The sequence below is a fragment of the Stenomitos frigidus ULC18 genome (assembly GCF_003003795.1).
In the GTDB taxonomy this organism is placed as follows: Bacteria; Cyanobacteriota; Cyanobacteriia; order Leptolyngbyales; family Leptolyngbyaceae; genus Stenomitos; species Stenomitos frigidus_A.
Map to the genome: position 1 here is coordinate 122,128 of NZ_PVWK01000140.1, position 18,002 is coordinate 140,129.

16 protein-coding genes are annotated in these 18,002 nt (G+C 50.3%); 6 read left to right on the forward strand and 10 right to left on the reverse strand.

All coding sequences use genetic code 11. The features are described from left to right. Positions 1-10: 10 nt before the first annotated feature. The 6 genes from C7B82_RS25810 to C7B82_RS25835 all read right to left on the reverse strand — a co-directional run bounded on the left by C7B82_RS25810 (position 11) and on the right by C7B82_RS25835 (position 8,708). Positions 11-961, reverse strand: coding sequence for a glycosyltransferase family 2 protein (locus tag C7B82_RS25810; protein ID WP_106259623.1), 951 nt, complete (start codon positions 959-961; stop codon positions 11-13). Between the two features lie 264 nt (positions 962-1,225). Next, positions 1,226-2,278 (reverse strand): glycosyltransferase, encoded by a 1,053-nt coding sequence (locus C7B82_RS25815; protein ID WP_106259624.1) that lies wholly within the window; start codon positions 2,276-2,278, stop codon positions 1,226-1,228. Between the two features lie 146 nt (positions 2,279-2,424). Then, a complete protein-coding gene (hepA, locus tag C7B82_RS25820; protein WP_106259625.1) occupies positions 2,425-4,344 on the reverse strand; it encodes a heterocyst formation ABC transporter subunit HepA in 1,920 nt (639 codons plus the stop codon). A 74-nt stretch (positions 4,345-4,418) separates the two neighbouring features. Continuing rightward, the gene (gene hepC / locus C7B82_RS25825; protein ID WP_106259626.1) at positions 4,419-5,333 is read right to left on the reverse strand and encodes a heterocyst development glycosyltransferase HepC; all 915 of its coding nucleotides are present in this window, start codon (positions 5,331-5,333) and stop codon (positions 4,419-4,421) included. A 43-nt stretch (positions 5,334-5,376) separates the two neighbouring features. Further along, complete coding sequence (locus C7B82_RS25830; RefSeq protein ID WP_219904695.1) at positions 5,377-7,575, reverse strand: GumC family protein; 2,199 nt, start codon at positions 7,573-7,575, stop codon at positions 5,377-5,379. Positions 7,576-7,631: 56 nt separating this feature from the next. Continuing rightward, positions 7,632-8,708: a glycosyltransferase gene (locus tag C7B82_RS25835; protein WP_106259628.1), complete on the reverse strand. Its 1,077-nt coding sequence runs from the start codon at positions 8,706-8,708 to the stop codon at positions 7,632-7,634. A gap of 822 nt (positions 8,709-9,530) precedes the next feature. Between C7B82_RS25835 and C7B82_RS25840 the strand changes: the two genes are divergently transcribed. Then, positions 9,531-11,057, forward strand: a complete 1,527-nt coding sequence (locus C7B82_RS25840) for an SLBB domain-containing protein (RefSeq protein ID WP_245940096.1) — start codon at positions 9,531-9,533, stop codon at positions 11,055-11,057. A 42-nt stretch (positions 11,058-11,099) separates the two neighbouring features. Here C7B82_RS25840 and ylqF read toward each other — a convergent pair whose 3' ends face one another. Next, positions 11,100-11,942, reverse strand: a complete 843-nt coding sequence (gene ylqF / locus C7B82_RS25845) for a ribosome biogenesis GTPase YlqF (RefSeq protein ID WP_106259629.1) — start codon at positions 11,940-11,942, stop codon at positions 11,100-11,102. A gap of 485 nt (positions 11,943-12,427) precedes the next feature. Between ylqF and C7B82_RS25850 the strand changes: the two genes are divergently transcribed. Together C7B82_RS25850 and C7B82_RS25855 are read left to right on the forward strand one after the other, a co-directional pair. Then, positions 12,428-13,039, forward strand: a complete 612-nt coding sequence (locus tag C7B82_RS25850; protein WP_146141268.1) for a hypothetical protein — start codon at positions 12,428-12,430, stop codon at positions 13,037-13,039. A 115-nt stretch (positions 13,040-13,154) separates the two neighbouring features. Beyond that, entirely contained in the window at positions 13,155-13,988 is an 834-nt protein-coding gene (locus C7B82_RS25855) for a M90 family metallopeptidase (RefSeq protein ID WP_106259631.1), read from the forward strand. A 15-nt stretch (positions 13,989-14,003) separates the two neighbouring features. On the opposite strand, the gene C7B82_RS25860 is transcribed toward C7B82_RS25855, so the two are convergent. Together C7B82_RS25860 and C7B82_RS25865 are read right to left on the reverse strand one after the other, a co-directional pair. Continuing rightward, positions 14,004-14,576, reverse strand: a complete 573-nt coding sequence (locus C7B82_RS25860) for a Uma2 family endonuclease (protein WP_106259632.1) — start codon at positions 14,574-14,576, stop codon at positions 14,004-14,006. Between the two features lie 26 nt (positions 14,577-14,602). Further along, positions 14,603-15,007, reverse strand: coding sequence for a universal stress protein (locus tag C7B82_RS25865; protein ID WP_106259633.1), 405 nt, complete (start codon positions 15,005-15,007; stop codon positions 14,603-14,605). 68 nt (positions 15,008-15,075) lie between these two features. On the opposite strand from C7B82_RS25865, the gene C7B82_RS25870 reads away from it, so the two are divergent. Together C7B82_RS25870 and C7B82_RS25875 are read left to right on the forward strand one after the other, a co-directional pair. Then, positions 15,076-16,296, forward strand: coding sequence for a phosphoglycerate kinase (locus C7B82_RS25870; protein ID WP_106259634.1), 1,221 nt, complete (start codon positions 15,076-15,078; stop codon positions 16,294-16,296). 392 nt (positions 16,297-16,688) lie between these two features. Next, positions 16,689-16,991 (forward strand): 2Fe-2S iron-sulfur cluster-binding protein, encoded by a 303-nt coding sequence (locus tag C7B82_RS25875; protein WP_106259635.1) that lies wholly within the window; start codon positions 16,689-16,691, stop codon positions 16,989-16,991. Positions 16,992-17,141: 150 nt separating this feature from the next. Here C7B82_RS25875 and C7B82_RS25880 read toward each other — a convergent pair whose 3' ends face one another. Then, entirely contained in the window at positions 17,142-17,606 is a 465-nt protein-coding gene (locus C7B82_RS25880) for a hypothetical protein (RefSeq protein ID WP_106259636.1), read from the reverse strand. A gap of 93 nt (positions 17,607-17,699) precedes the next feature. Between C7B82_RS25880 and C7B82_RS32710 the strand changes: the two genes are divergently transcribed. Beyond that, positions 17,700-17,843, forward strand: a complete 144-nt coding sequence (locus tag C7B82_RS32710; protein WP_181357692.1) for a hypothetical protein — start codon at positions 17,700-17,702, stop codon at positions 17,841-17,843. Positions 17,844-18,002 lie beyond the last annotated feature (159 nt).

Consider the following 18,002-nt stretch of genomic DNA (forward strand, 5'->3'; position numbering starts at 1 on the left):
GCGATCAGAATCAGAGTTCTACATAGGTATTAAACGCAGACGCAATGCCAGCAGAAAGACGCACTCTGCGACCGAGATATGGCTGCTGCCAAAGCATTGAACCAACATGACGCAACAGCGTTTTATCCTCTGCTTTTGCAGCTGTTTTCAACATGTGTTGGGCATAGTTAGACATGCGATCGCGAAAATATCGCTCGACATCCGTACTCAGGTTTGCGTAGCTAAGAATGGTTCGTTCAATCGCCTCTAGCTGCGACCAAAAATCGGCTCGACGCCACGTTTTGTACTGATAATTTTGGTCGTGCTGGTTGTAGTACAAAATCTCAGGGTTTTCAATTACTAGCGATGGATAGTGGGCACAAATGCGTGCAAAATATTCCAGATCGCAAGAGTAGGAAAACTGCTCATTAAAGGTTCCGATCGCTTTGACAATGTCCCGATGCAGCGTGACTCCAGAAGGCGTCGTGGTTGTGTTCAGCACTGACCAGGCTCCAGGCTCAGCCAGTCGGTAACGAAACGCTTGATCAAGGTGCGCGTCCACTGAGCAATGGGCAATGAGCGCGGGCTCGCCTACCAGCAGGCAGGCTCGTCGAATGGTTTGAAGCGCAGTTGGTGCGACGCTGTCGTCATCGTGAATGACACAAAGCCAATCCTGCGAGGCACCAGTAAGGCAGCGATTCCAGGTTTTTACCATGCCGTAGTTGGATGGATTAGACACCAGCTTGACGGCAGGAAGACGTTGCAAGGCCTCAGTCGTGCCATCCTGGGAGCCATCATTCACGACCAAAAGCTCATCACCTGGTAGTAGTTGGGGAATGAGCTGGTCCACTAGCGCCGTCACTGACTGACAGCGGTTGTAAGTGGGAATGGCGATCGTCAGCCGTGGCAATGCTCCAGCATCATGATCAGAGTGCCTCTGCAAGGTCTTAGCTTGGCTTAAGTTTGCTTCTCGTAGATGCATCGTCTCTCCTGTAAAGTGGGGGCAGATGAGGGACTAGGAGATGGGCAGGACTTACGCAGAAGTTGTCGAAGTTCGCCCCCCACCCCCCAAGCTTGGGGGAACTGAGCTTATTAAAGCCCCCAGAATTGGGGGTTTGGGGGCAACTGCGTAAGTCCTAATGGGGAAAGCTTTGAGTTTTAAGTTTTGAGTTAACGCTGGTTTTTACCTTCTGACTTCTGACTTCTGACTTCTGACTTCTGACTTCTAAATTTCTTCTAACAACTCTTAAACCTGTACTTGATTCAGCGTTTTCGCTAAGGTGTCTGTAAAAACGTCTAAATTGTATTTTTTTTCGCAAAGACGACGACCACGATCGCCCATGGCGGCTGCTTCCTCTGGGTTTGCTAAGAGATATGCGATCGCCTGTTGCCAACCTTGCACATCTTCGGGCTCTACCCAAAGGCCAATCCTTTCTTTTTCGATGTCTAGCTCAATGTGTTGGTTGCGTGTCATGACGACTGGTTTGCCCACTGCTATAGCGTCAATCAAACTGGTCAGACCGGCTAAATTATGGGTCTTTGTGAGTGGGATTGCGATCGCAAAGGCCTTACGATAGGCGGTTAAAAGTTCTTGGTACGAAACAGCATTGTGAGCAGAATGGCTTGCATGAATCTGAATACGATCGGGCAAGTTGATAATACGGGGTATTGTATTTGCAGAGCAGTAAACTTTCAGTGCACATTCAATGTTGAGGCACGCTTTGACCAACGTGTCATGGTCACGTTCAGTTTTGCCAGCGCTGACGATAGTTGGTGAGCTGGCGATCGTTGCTACATCTTGTGACCCTGCATCATAGAATGGTAGATCTGCTCCCCATCCAATAAAGTCCATCTTTTTGTAGATATCAGGTTTCTGTGCAAACGGCTCCATGACTTTTTCACTGAGACACAGTAAGCGATCGTGCCCTTGGAGAAAGAGAGCCTTTTTGAATGAGTGACTGAAGGGATGATGAATGAGAGCAACTAGCGGTTTGTGAAACAATTTGAGCGATCGTAAGCACGCTAGCAGAAATGTATTGGTCTGGCAGGCGGAGTAAACAACGTCATAGTTGGCGCGGCTGAACAGAACATAAAGCTGCTGATCAAGATGATCGCCCAAACCGATTTTGCGTCCAATTTTATTGAGCAGCCTAGACGTTTGATACGGCACAATTTCAACCTCAATGCCATGTTTGGCAAGATGCGTTGCCCCCCAAAGATGCTGTCCGGGATACTCGCCGTTTTGCCAGAGTTCCCAGGCGTGATCCATTGGGTAATTGTTGAGCAACAGCACTTTCATGGACAGTTTTGAGTGGAGAGAGGAGTCAGGAGTCAGAAGCGTATTGAGTTGATTGAGCGGTTAGGGAGCAGTGGTCAGCGTCTTTCTAACAACTAATCACTTCTTCTGCTCCATAAATTGAGGACTGCGATCGCAGGCTTTGCTAACTAAAACTGTTCGGTATTGGTGGCTCCTGTGATGGTGGCTTCGGCGATCGCACCAACATTGCCGCGATCGCCCACTTCGTACTGCATTTGGTGATAGTTCCAGAGCTTGCCGCGTTGATCAAGCAGTTCCTGGTAGGAGCCTTCTTCAACAACACGTCCCTGCTCCATCACGACAACTTTGTCGGCGCGAATGATGGTCGAAAGACGGTGGGCGATCGCAATTACGGTGCGTCCTTCTGCTAACTTTTCGAGCGATGCCTGAATGAGCCGTTCAGAAATTGAATCGAGGGCACTGGTGGCTTCGTCCAGAATGAGGATGTCAGGATTGCGGAGAATCGCACGCGCGATCGCGATCCGTTGTCGCTGTCCGCCTGAGAGCCGCACTCCACGATCGCCCAGGCGAGTATCAAAGCCTTCAGGCATCTCCTGGATGAACTCTAGAGCGTTTGCCAATTTCGCCACTTCAATAATGTCGTCCTCTGTGGCTCCTTCTGTGCCGTAGGCAATGTTGTCGTGTACAGTCGTGTTGAAGATGAACGTATCCTGGCTGACGATCGCAAAACGTCGCCGCAGCGAATTAATTTGAAACTCCCGCAAATCAACACCATCAATGAAAATGCCTCCCCTCGTTGGATCGTAAAAGCGGGGAATTAAGTCAACGAGAGTGGTTTTGCCAGCTCCCGACGCGCCGACCAGAGCCGTCATTTCGCCCTGCTTAATCGTCAGATTGATGTTGTTGAGGACAAATTGCTCGGAATCATAGCCAAAGTCAACAGACTTAAACGTAACGGCCTGACGCAATTCCGAAAAGGGAAGATGTCCGTCCTTTAAATAGGGCTTGTTTTCGGTCTCCAGCAACTCTCTAATGTTGTTCAGCGATCCCCAAAAACCGCCCATTGCTGCTCGACTGCCGTTAATTTCGTGTAGGGCTGGTACCAGGCGAAACAAAATAAACAAAAACGTCAGCAGCGTCGCCGTTTGCATAATGCCATTGGTGACAAACAAGGTCAGTGCCAGAATGATCATGCCAATCAGCACCGTCGTGGCTAAGGCCTCTGCAAGCGGACGCACCAACGCATACCCTTTGGTCGCTTTCATGGAAGCGTCTAAAACATCGCTGCTTGCTTTGTAGAAGCGTCGCCGCTCAAAGTCTTGGGTCGCAAATGCCTGTACGGTACGGATGCCGTTGATGAACTCCATTGCCGTGGCAGTAAAGCGACCATTGGACGATGATACCCCCGTGCTAGCCTGCCGAATCCGCGTCATTAGCCCAGACAAAGCAACTGAAAGCAGGATGAAGAGCGTCAACGAGACGATGGATAGCTGCCACGAGAGCCGAAACATCAGGTAGACGTAGACAGTGAGCGTCAGACTGCGCGTAATGATGAACGAAAGTAGACCGAAGGCAGCTTGCAGTCTGCCAATTTCACTGGTGAGTGTATTGAGTAATTCGCCGGAGTTCGTTTTGGAGAAATAACCGAGACTCAGCGCTTGCAGTTGCTCAAAAATTTGTTTTCGCAGGCGATCGACCAGTTTTTGCTGGGTCAATTCTGTGTAAACCTGAGTCAAATAGTTAAAGCCAGACCGAATCCAGGTTGCTGCCAAAATCAGCGCTGAGACGCGATACAGACGATTGGTTGAAGATTCGCTGACGCCCAAAATCCACTGGTCAAACCAGCCTAAGCCCGTGTGAAAGGGGGGAGCATCTGGATTGACTAAGCTTTGTAAGAATGCCAGCAGGAAGCCAAAACTAAAGCCCTCAAAAGAAGCTGCTCCCATAGCGCACCCGATCGCGAGGATCGCTACGAGTGGAAAATGCTTAAACTCACGCAGGATGGTGTAGTTTTCCTGCCAAAAGCTAGTGGCTTTCAGTGTTCGTTTGAACGATCGTCGGAGGGGTGCAGGAAGTCTTAGGAGCATGAATTTTCGGTAAAGGGTTGCGGTAGCCTTATTGTCAATGGAAGCTGTGGCGTCAGCAAGCGCTCACGCCTACACTAGAAGGCACCAAACCCTGAAAGTACTTTGGGCACTGTCATCAAGAGAATTTTGAAGTCTTGACGAAGTGACCAACTACCCATGTAGCGCAAGTCAACTCGGTTCACGTCATCCAGATCCCGCAGGTGCGATCGACCCGTCACTTGCCAAATGCCTGTGATGCCTGGTAGCGCGTTCAACCGTTGTCGCACGGCTGGGCTGAGCCGCACGGCATCATACAGCGCCCAAGGACGTGGTCCCACTAAACTCATCTCGCCTCTCAGCACGTTGATCAGTTGGGGTAACTCATCCAGGCTATATTTCCGCATCCAGCGACCAACGGGGGTAACACGGGGATCATTTTCACATTTGTGCAACCCTGCCTGGTGTCCCATCACCTGGTGGTGATACAGTTCTGCGCCGGTTACCATCGTGCGGAATTTAAGAATCCGGAACAACTTGCCCCGCTCACCAACGCGCCATTGGCTGAAGAAAACGGGCCCCGGTGATTGTAGCCGAATCAAAAAACTCAGTCCCAGCATGAGAGGCCCGATCACCAGTATTAGCAAGGCGGCAGCACTCCAATCGACCAGCCGTTTGAGCCACCATTTCAGTCGATTTTGCTTTTTGGGTAGAGCGGCGATGCTAGGTACGCTCAGGTAGGCGGGTTTATTGACTTTGGCACATGCATCAGCCCAAAGTGCCAGTGCAGCTTCGCCAATGTCAGGCGTCAGCTTCACCAGATGAATGGGCGATCGCTTTAAGCAATCTGCCAGCAATTGTTCGCTTTCTAACGCTGGCAGCAGTGGCGTCGTTTGTGTGGGAGATAACGTGAGTAAGAGCTGTTTTTGTCGCCAGGTGAGTGTGTAATAGGAGGCTCGATCGCGCGATGGTTTTCTCATCGCGGCTTGGTTGGAAAGGGAAAGGGTAGACATACGCTTGGGGGTCTTGAAAGGGTAGATTTGCAGGAGTGTTAATTTATAGAGTGGCTAACTGTCCTTGGCGCTCATAGGAGAGATAGCGATTTGCCGTCAGGTCAGACCCGTTAGCAATGACGCCGATGACATTAAGCTTGCTCAGCAGGGCTGTTGCTTGGGTCAGTTCAGCCCGCGTGACGTGACCAATGCGCCCGACCAGCACCATGCTGCTGCAAAACGATGCGGTCAGCAGGGCGTCGACAATACCCAGAACCGGGGGGGCATCAATGATGATGAGGTCATAGGCTTGCTCCAGAGCCTGCACTAAATCACCCATGCGTTCAGCGCTCAAGAGTTGGGCAGGATCAGTTGGTGTGGGGCCGGAGGTGAGAATCGACAGGGGAATGTCGGTATAGCGGTGCGACGGCTGAAAATCGCCATGATGTCGGAGCGGAGTGTGCCGTGTGAGCAGTGTCGACAGCCCATAGTTGTTGGGTAAGTCAAGCTGCTGGTGTAAGCTAGGACGACGCAGATCCGCATCGACTAGCAGTACCCGCTGATGCAGGCGCGCGGCGCTAATGGCTAAACCGAGGGCGATCGTCGACTTACCTTCGCCTGCTAATGCCGAGGTAACCACCAGGGAACGTAATCCAGCTGCACTCGGCAACAGCTGAATATTTTTGTAAATCAAGTCCAGGGATTCACGAAAGGGTTGCCAGTGAATGACTTGCATGATGGGTGGGGCTGGCACACCCACTTCGCGGAAGGGCACCAGCGCCGCTAAACCTCCCTCATACTGGAGGGCTGGCACCATGCCCAAAAGCGGTACAGCAACTTGCTTCAAGTCATCGGCATTATGGACGGCGTCGTCCATGGTGTCTCGAATGAAGGCGGCTACACTGCCTAGCATCAGACCGGCAACGGCTCCTAGCAGAATGTTCTGTTTCACATTAGGGCCAATTTGCTTACCGAGCTTGGGTTCTTCAACCACCTGCCAATCAAAACCACCACGTGCAATTTCAAGGGCAATATCCTGGCGGGCTTTTAACAATTGTTGCAAGGTGTTCCGCCCAATCTGAACATTGGGCTGCAGCCGACCATACTCTGCCAGCAGACTGGGAAAGCGTCGGAGCTGTTGTTGGAGCGATCGCTCTGCTTCGTTCAAGCTTTGAGCACGACCTTGCAACGCCACCAGATTCACCTGTGCGTCTACCAGTGCGTTTGCCAGGGTCAGATCGGTGGCGCTTAACTGTCCGACACTGAGCCCTCCGTCGCCTTTAACGTTGACTTGTGCAGCATTGTTACCCAAAATTCGCTGCACCTCTGCTGCCAGTAAATCGCGTTGCCGTTGCCGTTGGTCGATCGCCTGTTGCACGTAAGGACTGGCCGCCTTGAAGCGCAGGCGTTGTTGCGCGATCGCCAGCTCACTCTTTTGAATCTCATTTAACAGGCTTTGATACCGAGACGACTGGCTCAGCCGTGCGGCTATGAGAGCCTGCTGTGGCGACAGTGCCAGTTCTTGTTGCAGTGTTTGGTAGCGACCCTGTACTTCTCGTATCTGCGCCTGGTTAGTCTGCTGCTCCTTCTGAAGATTGCTGAGGGCATCAATCAAGGCGCGCGACTGCACTTCCGGATCAACCAGATTTTGGCTTTTGCGGAAGCGTTCCATGGCATCTTCGGCGCGATCGACCTGCTTTTCCACGAGGGGCAGTTGCTCATCCACAAACGCTAATCCGCGAGTCAACCGCAGCTTCTGTTGCTCTCGGTTATAGTCCTTGTAAACCTGCTGCACTGCCATCAGCACTTTCTGCGTTTTTTCTGGGTCATCACTGGTGTAGACGGCCTGGAAAATTTTGGTTTTTACCTTATCTTCCTCAACTTGTGTCAAGACCAGCGCTTTCTGGAGTTCTGCCGCTTCTAATTTGGGATACTCTGCTTGTAATAACACAACCGCTTTTTGCAGCAGTTGAGAACTGCGCATTTGAGTAAGCTGTGTCGAGTAATCAATTTCCACATTGCTATCAGCAAACTGATTCTCTGACCCGGCTCCAGAATCTTTTTTGCTTTGATAATTGGGCTCTACCAAGAGCTGCATTGAGCTTTGGTAAATGGGCTTTTTCAAGAGCGTGTAGATGGTTACTGCAGACAGAACAGTGAGAAAAATACCCAGGAGCCAAAGCTTACGGCGAAACAAAGCCGCCACTAGCTGCCCATAGCCTGGATCAGTTTCAACCGTATTAGCGAGATTACCTACTGTCACAACGACCACCCTTAAACATAGAAAAATAAATTAGTAGATTGATGCACCCATGCTATTCAAACTCCCCCAATGACATGTTCAACTTTGCCAAAAAAAGCTTCCTCAGAAAAATGCCGGAGCGCATGTTCCCGAATAGTGCGATAGTTCCATTTGATTGCGTTAGCAGTCAGCAAAGCCGATTGCACAGCTTCTGGAGTTTGACGATTAAATAAAACGCCTGTTTTTCCAGGAATCTGAGTATCGAGAACGCCCCCTGCTCCATACGCAATGACGGGTGTACCGCTTGCGTTTGCTTCGACTGGCACCAACCCATAATCTTCTAAAGCAGCGACAATAACGGCGCGCGCTTTAGACATTAATTGTGTACGGTCGGCATCACTAACATGTCCCAAAAAGCGAATATTTGGCATAGCATGCGCCTCTAAGCGTGCTCGTTCAGGCCCGTCGCCTGTTATGTAAAGCGGCAACCCTAACCAGTTGAACGCTTCGATGATAATGTCTGTACGCTTGTAGCTAATGAGCCGAGCCGAGGTCAGATAAAAATCGTCTTTTTGACCTGAGAACACAAATTTGCTGCTGTCGATCGGGTAATTAATAACGATCGCAGGCTTGTTGTAAACCGACTGAATACGTTTCGCGACAATGCTCGAATTGGCGATGTAAAGATCCGGTTCCTGAGAGTAGTTTAGATCCACTTTCCGCATCTGCTGAAAGATTTTTTCTAACAGCGGATACACCTTTCTGAACGTTGTGTATTCGCGTAGATAATTACGCGTATCCCACAGGAAGCGCGTAACGTTGTGGCAAAAGCAAACGTGCCGCGCCGTGGGTCGTTTGCGAACCGCTTTAGCAAAGCTGCTGCTACTGCTGATGATTAAATCGTAGTCCTGTAAATCGAGCGATCGAAAGGCTGGAAAATACAGCGGCGCTAATAGTCTGAACGATTTACTGGCTCCTGGAATTTTTTGCAATGCAGTCGTGTGTACTACTCGATCGTGAAGATCAATCGTTCGTTCTGGGTCGTACAGCGACGTAAAAATATCGGCGTTGGGATAGCGTCTGCAAAGCAGTTCAAAAACACGCTCTGCTCCACCCCGTTGAGTTAGGTAGTCATGCACTAAGGCAATTTTCATAGCTAAAAAGTGACGCTATAGTTGTGAACCTGACATCCAAACGCTGGCTTTAGTAAAACGCTCAAGAGCCATTACGGCAAGCTACTTTAGATGTAAATGTTCAAAGCTCCTGTGATGATTAAGGATTGTTCGGGTAGCAGATAGATTTGTCGAATGTACTCGATCGCAAGTAATCGGGCACTAACTTTCTCAGCTCATCAACTCACAGGGAACTACCTATCAAGATCAGCCTGCATCGCTACTAGTATCAATTGACGCAAGCAGATCTCAGTGCGGCAACGTATCGTCGTCAATCGACTTCTGTATCCGCTCAAACACCAAACTTAGCAAAGCGTAGAGAGCGTACAGAAGTAAAACATCTCTCAAAGGACTTAGATTGTCAAATCGTTCCAGAGAAATGTGTGCGCTTAGAGCATCACTTTAGTAAAAGTAATGATGCTTAGCAGTTTGATTCAATACTAAAAAGTGAAAATAGTAAAGCACCTGATGATTCAACAACCGCCTGAATGGCTGTTTTTAGGTGTAAATTTATACATTAATCTATGCATTCTTTACGTATTCTTCTGTGCTACTGTGTAGTGATATTGCGATGAGGCTAAAGACTGTAATCCTTGCTCAGTAGACGTTATAGCTTTTGAAAAGGTTCTGCTTGAGTGCGAATTTTGTGTGTGCCTGTCATCCTGGTCTATTAAAAATAACAAGCTTTGTGATTTGCGTATCACTTTTAACAAATTCGTAGTGTGAAGGGTTCAGCTGTTTTTTTTTGGCACGATCGCTTTAACAAAACAGGAACTTTGATGGCATTGCTACGTCTGTGGGGACATGCTCTACCTTCTCAGCAACCGTCTCATGGTTTTGGCACAACCGCTTTTGCTTTCCCAGCAGATGAACGGCGCGATCGTTAGCTTGGCTCCTGTTGTCGCACTTGGATTATTTCTTTTGCCATCGGCTGGCATAGCGCAGGTTGTCGATCGCACATCCAATACCTCCGTACGCCCTACCATTGATCCCTCGTTGCCCCAATCAGAAGATAGCTATTTGTTGGGATCTGGCGATCGTGTTCGCATCGATTTTTTCAATGTGCCTGAATACAGTGGCGAATATCTAGTTTTGCCCAATGGCGCGGTAAATTTGCCGCAAGTCGGCGCGGTTGCAGTGCAAGGTCGAACGCTGAAGCAAGCATCGGCTGCGATCGCGGCGAAGTACGAACCGTACCTGACGCGTCCGATCGTCACCATTGGGCTACTGGCAGCACGACCGCTGAGGCTGGCGATCGCGGGTGAAGTGAATCGACCCGGCACCTATAATGTACAGGCCGTTTCAGCAAGTGCTGACACAGGCGTACCGAGCGTGACGCGGTTAATTCAACTAGCTGGTGGCATTACCCAGGCGGCCGATGTGCGACAGGTGGAAGTGCATCGACCGCGTCCTTACAACACTGGCGCAGACAAGGTGATCAAAGTTGATCTCTGGCAGCTTCTGAAAACGGGCAATCTGCGACAGGATTTGCGGCTGCAAGATGGCGACAGTATTTTTATTCCTTCTGCGACAACGACCAATTTGGAAGAAGCGCAACGACTGGCGGCAGCAACGTTTGGGGCTCCCAGCGATCGCCCGATGCGGATTGCCGTGGTTGGCGAAGTGAACCGTCCTGGCCCCTACATTCTGACGCCCGATCAAACCAATCCGACGAACCAGACAAACGGCTCGGCTGTTAACCCACTGCCCACTAACGCTAATTTGAAGATTCCCACCGTGACGCGGGCGATTCAGACGGCAGGCGGCATCACTCAATCAGCCGATGTTCGTCGTGTCGAAATCCGGCGCGTCACGCAAGCTGGCCCTGTGCAAACAATCAATGTTGACTTCTGGAACTTGTTGCAATCGGGCGATTTGCGTCAAGATTTGCCCTTGCAGGAAGGCGATACGATCGTGATTCCCACTGCAACCGCTTTGAATGATACGGAGGCGACCAAAATTGCCGCTGCCAGTTTTGCCCCTGATCGCATTACGGTGAACGTGGTGGGTGAAGTGGTGCGACCAGGCCCCGTGCAGGTGCCGCCCAATACGCCACTCAATCAGGCCTTGCTAGCGGCGGGTGGTTTTAACAATCGTGCCAAGAAGGGTGAAGTCACGTTTATTCGTCTCAACCAAAACGGTACGGTTGCACGACGCGATGTAGACATTGACTTTGCTCAGGGTTTGAACGACAAGAATAATCCTGCGATGCGAAATAATGACACGATCGTAGTGCGGCGATCGGGCTTTACAACCGTTACCGATACATTAGGAGCCGTGCTATCGCCGATCGGCGGTGTCTTTAGCATCATCAACCTGCTGGGCTTTTAGACCTCCGAGGTCTTCGAGACCTCGGAGGTCTGGGGCTGCCTCTCAAGCAGGCGGATGTTCTAGCGCGATCGTGCCCAACACTCCGGTGCGAAAATCATTCAACAACTGACGTGCGGTTCGCTCAACATCACCCTGATGACGATGGACTGCGAGTTCATGCAGGTAGCTCTCGCCTGTGAGCGGCTGCGCATCAAGGCCATAACGCGATTTTAGCGACGACTCGACCGCCATTTGCTTGAGCAAATCCACCAACGCAGCGGCCACTCGTTGATTGTCGTAGGCGGCTTCGCCAATGTCGTCACAAATTGCCAGCTTGAGTGCAGCATCCTGGTCCGTCAGTCGTGAGGGCAGAACACCAGGCGCATCTAGCAGTTCGATTTGATCAGAAATTCTCACCCAGCGTAATTGTTTGGTGATCCCTGCACGGCGAGCACTATCGACTACCCGCCGATTGAGCAAGCGGTTGATTAACGCGGATTTGCCAACGTTTGGAAACCCAATGACAACTGCCCGCACGGGGCGGGGCAACATACCGCGATCGCGCCGCCGCTGATTCATCTGCTCTCCCGCTGCTTGTGCCGCATGAAGTACGGTTTCAATGCCTTTCCCATGTTGAGCATCGGTAAAATACGGCTCCTCACCCTGCGATCGAAACCACTCGATCCACTGTTGCCGTGCCTGCGCCGGTATCATATCGATGCGGTTCATTACCAACACGCGCCCTTTGGTGCCCAACCACTGCTGCACCTGGGGATGCTCCGTTGAAAGTGGAATCCGCGCATCCCGCACTTCCAGCACGACATCGACACGCTTCAGCTGCTCCATCAGCGCTCTTTCTGCTTTGGCAATGTGACCGGGATACCACTGAATTGGAGGAGTCGTCATGAGAAGTACAGCACAAACGTTGATGAAGGAATTACATTCGCTCTAGCGATCGTAGCTGACTGAGAAGGTTTTCTTTAGCCAAAACTTCCTTGCCTGACATTCGATCGAATCTGTAAGAGACGATCAGTGATTAGAAATGGAAACGGCGTTGTTGCATGAATAATCCCTTCTAGATAAGGGTTTCAGCCGTTTAAGAAGTCGAAATTTAGATTTTTATCGGTTTTCAATCGCTGAAACCCTTGATGTTACTGGATCTATTCATGCAATAACGCCAATGGAAACTGTAATCACCTGATCGTGCTGGGATGAAAGCATGATCAATCGTGACTGCCCCCTTCCTGAGCCTGCCTTAGTCTACTGTGGACATCCTTACTGCTCAGTATTATTGTGATGGATAAATATTGCTTTACCGAAGCAGACTAAAACGTGATCAAACTTTTGAGGGTGAGTGAGTGGTACATAAAATAAACGATTGCAGGCTTCCAGTGAGCCTTTTGGCAGGGATGACGATCGCGACGATCGGCTTGGAATTACCTGTCCTTGCGGCTCCTCAGCCTGCTCCAGTGTTGGTATCTCAAGTGGCTTGTAGGGTCAGTAATAGGATTAGTATGATTGCCGTTTATACAACGGCGAACCCTCAAAATCCAGAGGTGCTAGGTCGCAATCTCAGGGGTGGTACTCTGATTGGCTTGGCAGAAACGTTGACGGTGCGCCCGCCAGAACGTATTCAAATCACCGACCCGATCAATGGCTTTGTCGCTTATACAGGACTGGATTGTGGTAGAAGTTCATCTAATCCGTCAACCAAAACAACTGCCTGTCGCAAAGTCAGAAGCGATATTGTCAATGCAAATGTTTTTCGAGCACCAAACTGGAACTCGTCACCGATCGCACCGATCGATGTGACTCGACCCGTTTTTGTGACTCAAACTGCAGGACGTACGACTTCTTTTACAGATGTAAACGGTGAAGTGTGGGTAGAAATTGATTTACAACTCACCTTTAGCAGAAACTTTGGTCTCTCACCCAGCGTGGGCTGGCTTCCTGCCACTGATCCGAACAGTCAGCTCAGTACGTTAGTCAATGGGTGTGGTTAATTAAACCTTTGCAACTGGCTCAAACGGTTTTCTCTGCCTAAGATCAGCATAAGGGCTACAAGTTAGGTGGCAATTTTGCGGCTGACACTAGAGAAAACGTGGGTCGGGCAGGGGTATGGTCAAAACGATTCTCTTTTTATGTGGACTGGCGATCGTCATCAGCTTGATTTTGGCGGCACCGTTGTTGACCCGCTGGCGACGTAAACGCATTCGCGATCGTGCCTTTCCTCATCAGTGGCAGACGACACTCGATCGCAAGATCCCTCTTTACAAGAGTCTGCCCAAACCACTGCAAGAACGACTGCGTGGATACATCCAGGTTTTTTTAACAGAAAAGACATTTACGGGTTGTGGGGGCTTGACGATCACCAATGAAATGAGGGTAACGATCGCCGCACAGGCTTGTCTACTGCTGCTCAACCAGAACGAACGGTTTTATCCAAAACTCAACGCCATTCTGGTCTATCCAGGTGCGTTTGTGGTGAACACGACGCAATCAATGGGCGGTTATGTGGTGGAAGAGAAGAACGTCGCGCGACGAGGCGAGTCCTGGGATCGGGGCATTGTAGTGCTGTCGTGGGAAGACATTCAGTACGATGCGACTCATGGGCGCGATGGTCATAATGTGGTTTTGCATGAATTCGCCCATCAGTTGGATCAAGAAGGTGGACGTGCGGATGGTGTGCCGTTTCTTACGCCTCCAGTTGATCGCGCTACCTGGGCGCAGGTCTTTAGACGAGAGTACGATCGGCTGCAACGCGACGTACAGCGTGGATTAAAGACCGTCCTTGATGCCTACGGTGCAACCGACCCAGCCGAATTTTTTGCCGTAGCGACGGAAACATTCTTTGAAAAAGCCCAATTAATGCAGCGCCATCACTCGGATTTGTATCAGGTACTGGAATGCTACTACCGTCTAGATCCTGCCAGTTGGGGCTCAAAGATATAAAAGCATTGCTTCAGGTCAGGTCTGGTTTGGTCTGAAAAACACATCCTCGTAGAGCAGCGCGATTGGGCACTGAAAATCGATGCTCGTCAGTTCAACGTCATCCCCGTCCAGATAAGGTGTCAATTCCCATTTGCCCGCTTCATTCAGTCGAAAGCATTCCACACTGACCTGATCGGCATCAATCAGTACGTACTCTCGGAGCGTTTTAATTTGGCGATAGTGGGCAAATTTCCCACCTCGATCGTACGCTTCAGTAGTCGGTGAAAGCACTTCCACAATGAGGCAAGGGTGCAACAGAAACTGAATCGCAACGCGATCGTGCTCATCACAACTGACTGATAGATCAGGGTAGTGAAAGGGGCCGTTCTCTGTGACACCAACCTTGATATCAGAATTAAACACACGACAGCCGCTGCTTCGCAGATGCGATTTCAACGCTGTTGCAAGGTTGAGCGCAATCGTCCCGTGGGGAATCGTCCCGCCAGTCATGGCAAAAACTTCACCGTTGACATATTCATAGCGAAGTTCCTGACCTTGCTCCCAGTCCAGGTACGCTTGCGGTGTCAACGTTTGGAAATTTGCGACCATCGCTCTCGTCTAAGGCTCAATGACGTTCAAGGCACAATTAAGACGGGACACGGCGACAGGTTAATCACACGATTGGTGACGCTATCGGAGACGCCTTCGTCAGTGAGACCCAAGCCACGACAGCCCATAACAATGAGATCGGCGGAAACTTCGTCAGCCACATCACAGATGGTAAATGCGGGCTTGCCTTCGCGCTCGATCGCATCGGCTTCAATCCCCTGTTGAGCAAATAAGTTTTTCGCAGTGGTCAAGAGTTCGGCAATCGCTTCTGGTGAGGACATCGCATCAGTCGTGCCATCTTCAGCGGGTGGTTCGACAACAGACAACAAAATCAGTCGGCTGTTGTGGATTTTAACCACGCCAGCAACGGTTTCAGCCGCTTGTTGCGATTCGCGGCTACGGTCGATCGGAAAAAGTACAGTCTTAAACATGGTAATGAAGACCAAGGGTACGTACTTCTGTACAATAGGTAGAAAGACTCATTTGGGAGGTTCTTTCGGTGCCTAAGAAGACTCTAGCAGGTTTATTATCCTCTGATTTAGTGGGCAAGCGCGTCCTCGTGCGGGTAGATTTTAATGTTCCTTTAGATGACCAGGGCAACATCACAGACGATACGCGCATTCGCGCTGCCTTGCCGACGATTCAAGATCTCACCTCTAAAGGCGCAAAGGTCATTTTGGCGAGCCACTTCGGTCGACCCAAAGGTGACGATTACGCGGCTCGTGTTGCCGATAAGTTTCGCCTGACTCCCGTTGCCAAGCGCTTGTCTGACCTGTTGGGTAAGCCAGTCGTGAAAACAGACGACTGCATTGGCGACGATGTGGCTGCTAAAGTCGCTGGACTAAGCAATGGTGATGTCCTACTGCTAGAGAACGTTCGCTTCCATCCGGGTGAAGAGAAAAACGATCCCGAATTTGCGAAGCAACTGGCATCGGTGGCTGACTTGTATGTGAACGATGCGTTTGGCACCGCGCACCGTGCCCATGCTTCAACGGAAGGCGTCACGCATTACCTCAAGCCATCGGTTGCTGGCTTTTTGATTGAGAAAGAGCTGCAATTTTTGCAAGACGCGATCGAACATCCCCAACGTCCTTTGGCGGCGATCGTCGGTGGTTCCAAAGTCTCTAGCAAAATCACCGTCATCGACACCCTACTCGATAAAGTAGATAAACTGCTGATTGGCGGCGGTATGATTTTTACCTTCTACAAAGCGCGTGGGCTAAGTGTCGGCAAGTCCCTGGTAGAGGAAGACAAACTGGAACTGGCAAAAGCGCTGGAAGCCAAAGCGAAAGCGAAAGGCGTTGATCTACTCCTGCCTACGGATGTCGTGATTGCAGATAACTTCGCGCCCGATGCCAATGCTCAAACCGTTAGCGTTGAAAATATTCCCGATGGTTGGATGGGTTTGGATATTGGACCTGACTCCGTGAAAGTCTTCCAGGATGCACTTTCTACTTGCAAATCGGTGATCTGGAATGGTCCGATGGGTGTGTTTGAGTATGATAAGTTTGCGGTGGGCACAGAGGCGATCGCGCGTACCCTGGCAGACCTCACTAAAACGGGTACTACAACCATCATCGGTGGCGGTGACTCGGTCGCAGCTGTGGAGAAAGTGGGTGTTGCTGACCAGATGAGCCACATTTCAACGGGTGGCGGTGCCAGTCTGGAACTGCTGGAAGGCAAAGAATTACCTGGTATTGCAGCGTTGGATGATGCCTAAACCACGATCGGCTGAAAGGGGCGATCGTGTCGCTTTTCGCTTTTCGCTGACTTACTCTCAACTAGTATCTTCTAATAGCTTTCACCCGTTGTTGCTTCTTTTGAGAAAGCATCGGACGCAGTGAAGGCTTTTTTATGGTCGAGAATACCTGCCTTACAAAGGCGATCGTGTAGAAATCTACCTTGTAGTAGATCGCTTCCGTCGTATAGGGCTACCTCTTGATAGAGAAGTTGCCGCCTGCCTTTGGCTAACCTTTGCGGTGATGCATCACTTGTTGAAGTGAGCTTGCTTTCCCGCTCGTACGTTTGCTTTCGACTGTTTATCGGCTGGCTTGGCAAGAACGTTAAACAGCCGTTTTTCCATACAACACGTTAGTTAGAAGGTTTACTACTATGGCAACGACTTACAAGATCAGGCTCAAGAACGAAGCAGAAGGCATTGACCAGACCGTAGATGTTTCGGATGATGCGTACATTCTTGAAACGGCTGAAACCGAAGGTATGGAACTGCCGTTTTCTTGCCGCCAGGGCGTATGTTCCACCTGTACTGGAAAGTTGATTGAAGGTTCGGTTGATCAATCAGAACAATCCTATCTGGATGAAGATCAGGTTGCGGCTGGCTACGTGTTGATCTGCGTTGCACATCCTACTTCTGACTGCACAATCGAGACTCATAAAGAGGAAGAACTGGCCTAGACAGATTAAGCGGTAAACGGAATGCACGATCAATGATTTAGGACTGATGCATCTTGACCAAAACCTCCGAGGTTTAGCGACAACATTAGTTGCGATGCTTGATGCTTGGTTAACGTGAGTCGGATCAAAGCGATCGCCCGCCTACACCGACTATTCAGTCATCCCGGTCTTCTTCAGCTTGCGACCAAACCGTTGACCCATATCATCCACCAGCGCATCCAGTCCACTGCCTTCGCCGTGAGCTTTTACATGGCGATAGACTTGCAGTGCCGCTGAGTAGGCATCACTACCAACCGCAACCAGTGTGTCGTCAAGCTCGGCTTGAAGCTGGTTCAGCGCCATTGCGATGGGATAAATCGCTTCAAAGAGAGCGACATCCCGCTGCATTTCCTCCAGGTCAAAGGAGCGGGGCAGATAGTCCGGGTGTTGCGTGGCAACTTCCATTGCTTTGTGGACAAACGCCCGACTCTTATCACCCATTTTGGGCAGCGCCCGCTTTGCTTTACCTGCCATTTCAATGATGAAAGGAAGTTTGGTACGAATCTCCGCCAGGTCTGCCAAAATTTGCTCACGGTCTTGAGGTAGTAGCGCTCCACTGATGTAGTTGGATGTCATGAGAGGGATCTTCACTGAACTGACCATCTTATAGTTCCCAAAGGCTTTAGACAATCCTCAACGAGCCGAAACAAATTCTACCGTTTTGCGTGCTTGCACTCTACCAACGACGAAACGTTTGAGAAGTGCGACGAAACGTTGGTGGCTTGCCGAGAAATTTTCACGGGTTGTCGAGAAGATTTGTACGATCGCCGAGAAATCTTCATCGATCGTCGAGAAAATTTGGACGATCGCTAAGACATTTTGGTGGCTTGCGGCGAAACGTTCACGGATGATTGAGTAAATTGGGAAAGTTAACCGAGAACGGTTGGTGAGCGTGAAACATTCTTTCACCCACGACCCTGAACATCTCACAGGTGTTCTCGAAAATTTGACCGATTGCCTCGTTAGGGTAGT

Excerpts from the sequence above, each read along its gene's own strand:
- C7B82_RS25810 (WP_106259623.1), bottom strand. The coding sequence starts at position 961 with ATGCATCTACGAGAAGCAAACTTAAGCCAAGCTAAGACCTTGCAGAGG.
- C7B82_RS25815 (WP_106259624.1), bottom strand. The coding sequence starts at position 2,278 with ATGAAAGTGCTGTTGCTCAACAATTACCCAATGGATCACGCCTGGGAA.
- hepA (WP_106259625.1), bottom strand. The coding sequence starts at position 4,344 with ATGCTCCTAAGACTTCCTGCACCCCTCCGACGATCGTTCAAACGAACA.
- hepC (WP_106259626.1), bottom strand. The coding sequence starts at position 5,333 with ATGTCTACCCTTTCCCTTTCCAACCAAGCCGCGATGAGAAAACCATCG.
- C7B82_RS25835 (WP_106259628.1), bottom strand. The coding sequence starts at position 8,708 with ATGAAAATTGCCTTAGTGCATGACTACCTAACTCAACGGGGTGGAGCA.
- C7B82_RS25840 (WP_245940096.1), top strand. The coding sequence starts at position 9,531 with ATGCTCTACCTTCTCAGCAACCGTCTCATGGTTTTGGCACAACCGCTT.
- ylqF (WP_106259629.1), bottom strand. The coding sequence starts at position 11,942 with ATGACGACTCCTCCAATTCAGTGGTATCCCGGTCACATTGCCAAAGCA.
- C7B82_RS25855 (WP_106259631.1), top strand. The coding sequence starts at position 13,155 with ATGGTCAAAACGATTCTCTTTTTATGTGGACTGGCGATCGTCATCAGC.
- C7B82_RS25860 (WP_106259632.1), bottom strand. The coding sequence starts at position 14,576 with ATGGTCGCAAATTTCCAAACGTTGACACCGCAAGCGTACCTGGACTGG.
- C7B82_RS25865 (WP_106259633.1), bottom strand. The coding sequence starts at position 15,007 with ATGTTTAAGACTGTACTTTTTCCGATCGACCGTAGCCGCGAATCGCAA.
- C7B82_RS25875 (WP_106259635.1), top strand. The coding sequence starts at position 16,689 with ATGGCAACGACTTACAAGATCAGGCTCAAGAACGAAGCAGAAGGCATT.
- C7B82_RS25880 (WP_106259636.1), bottom strand. The coding sequence starts at position 17,606 with ATGACATCCAACTACATCAGTGGAGCGCTACTACCTCAAGACCGTGAG.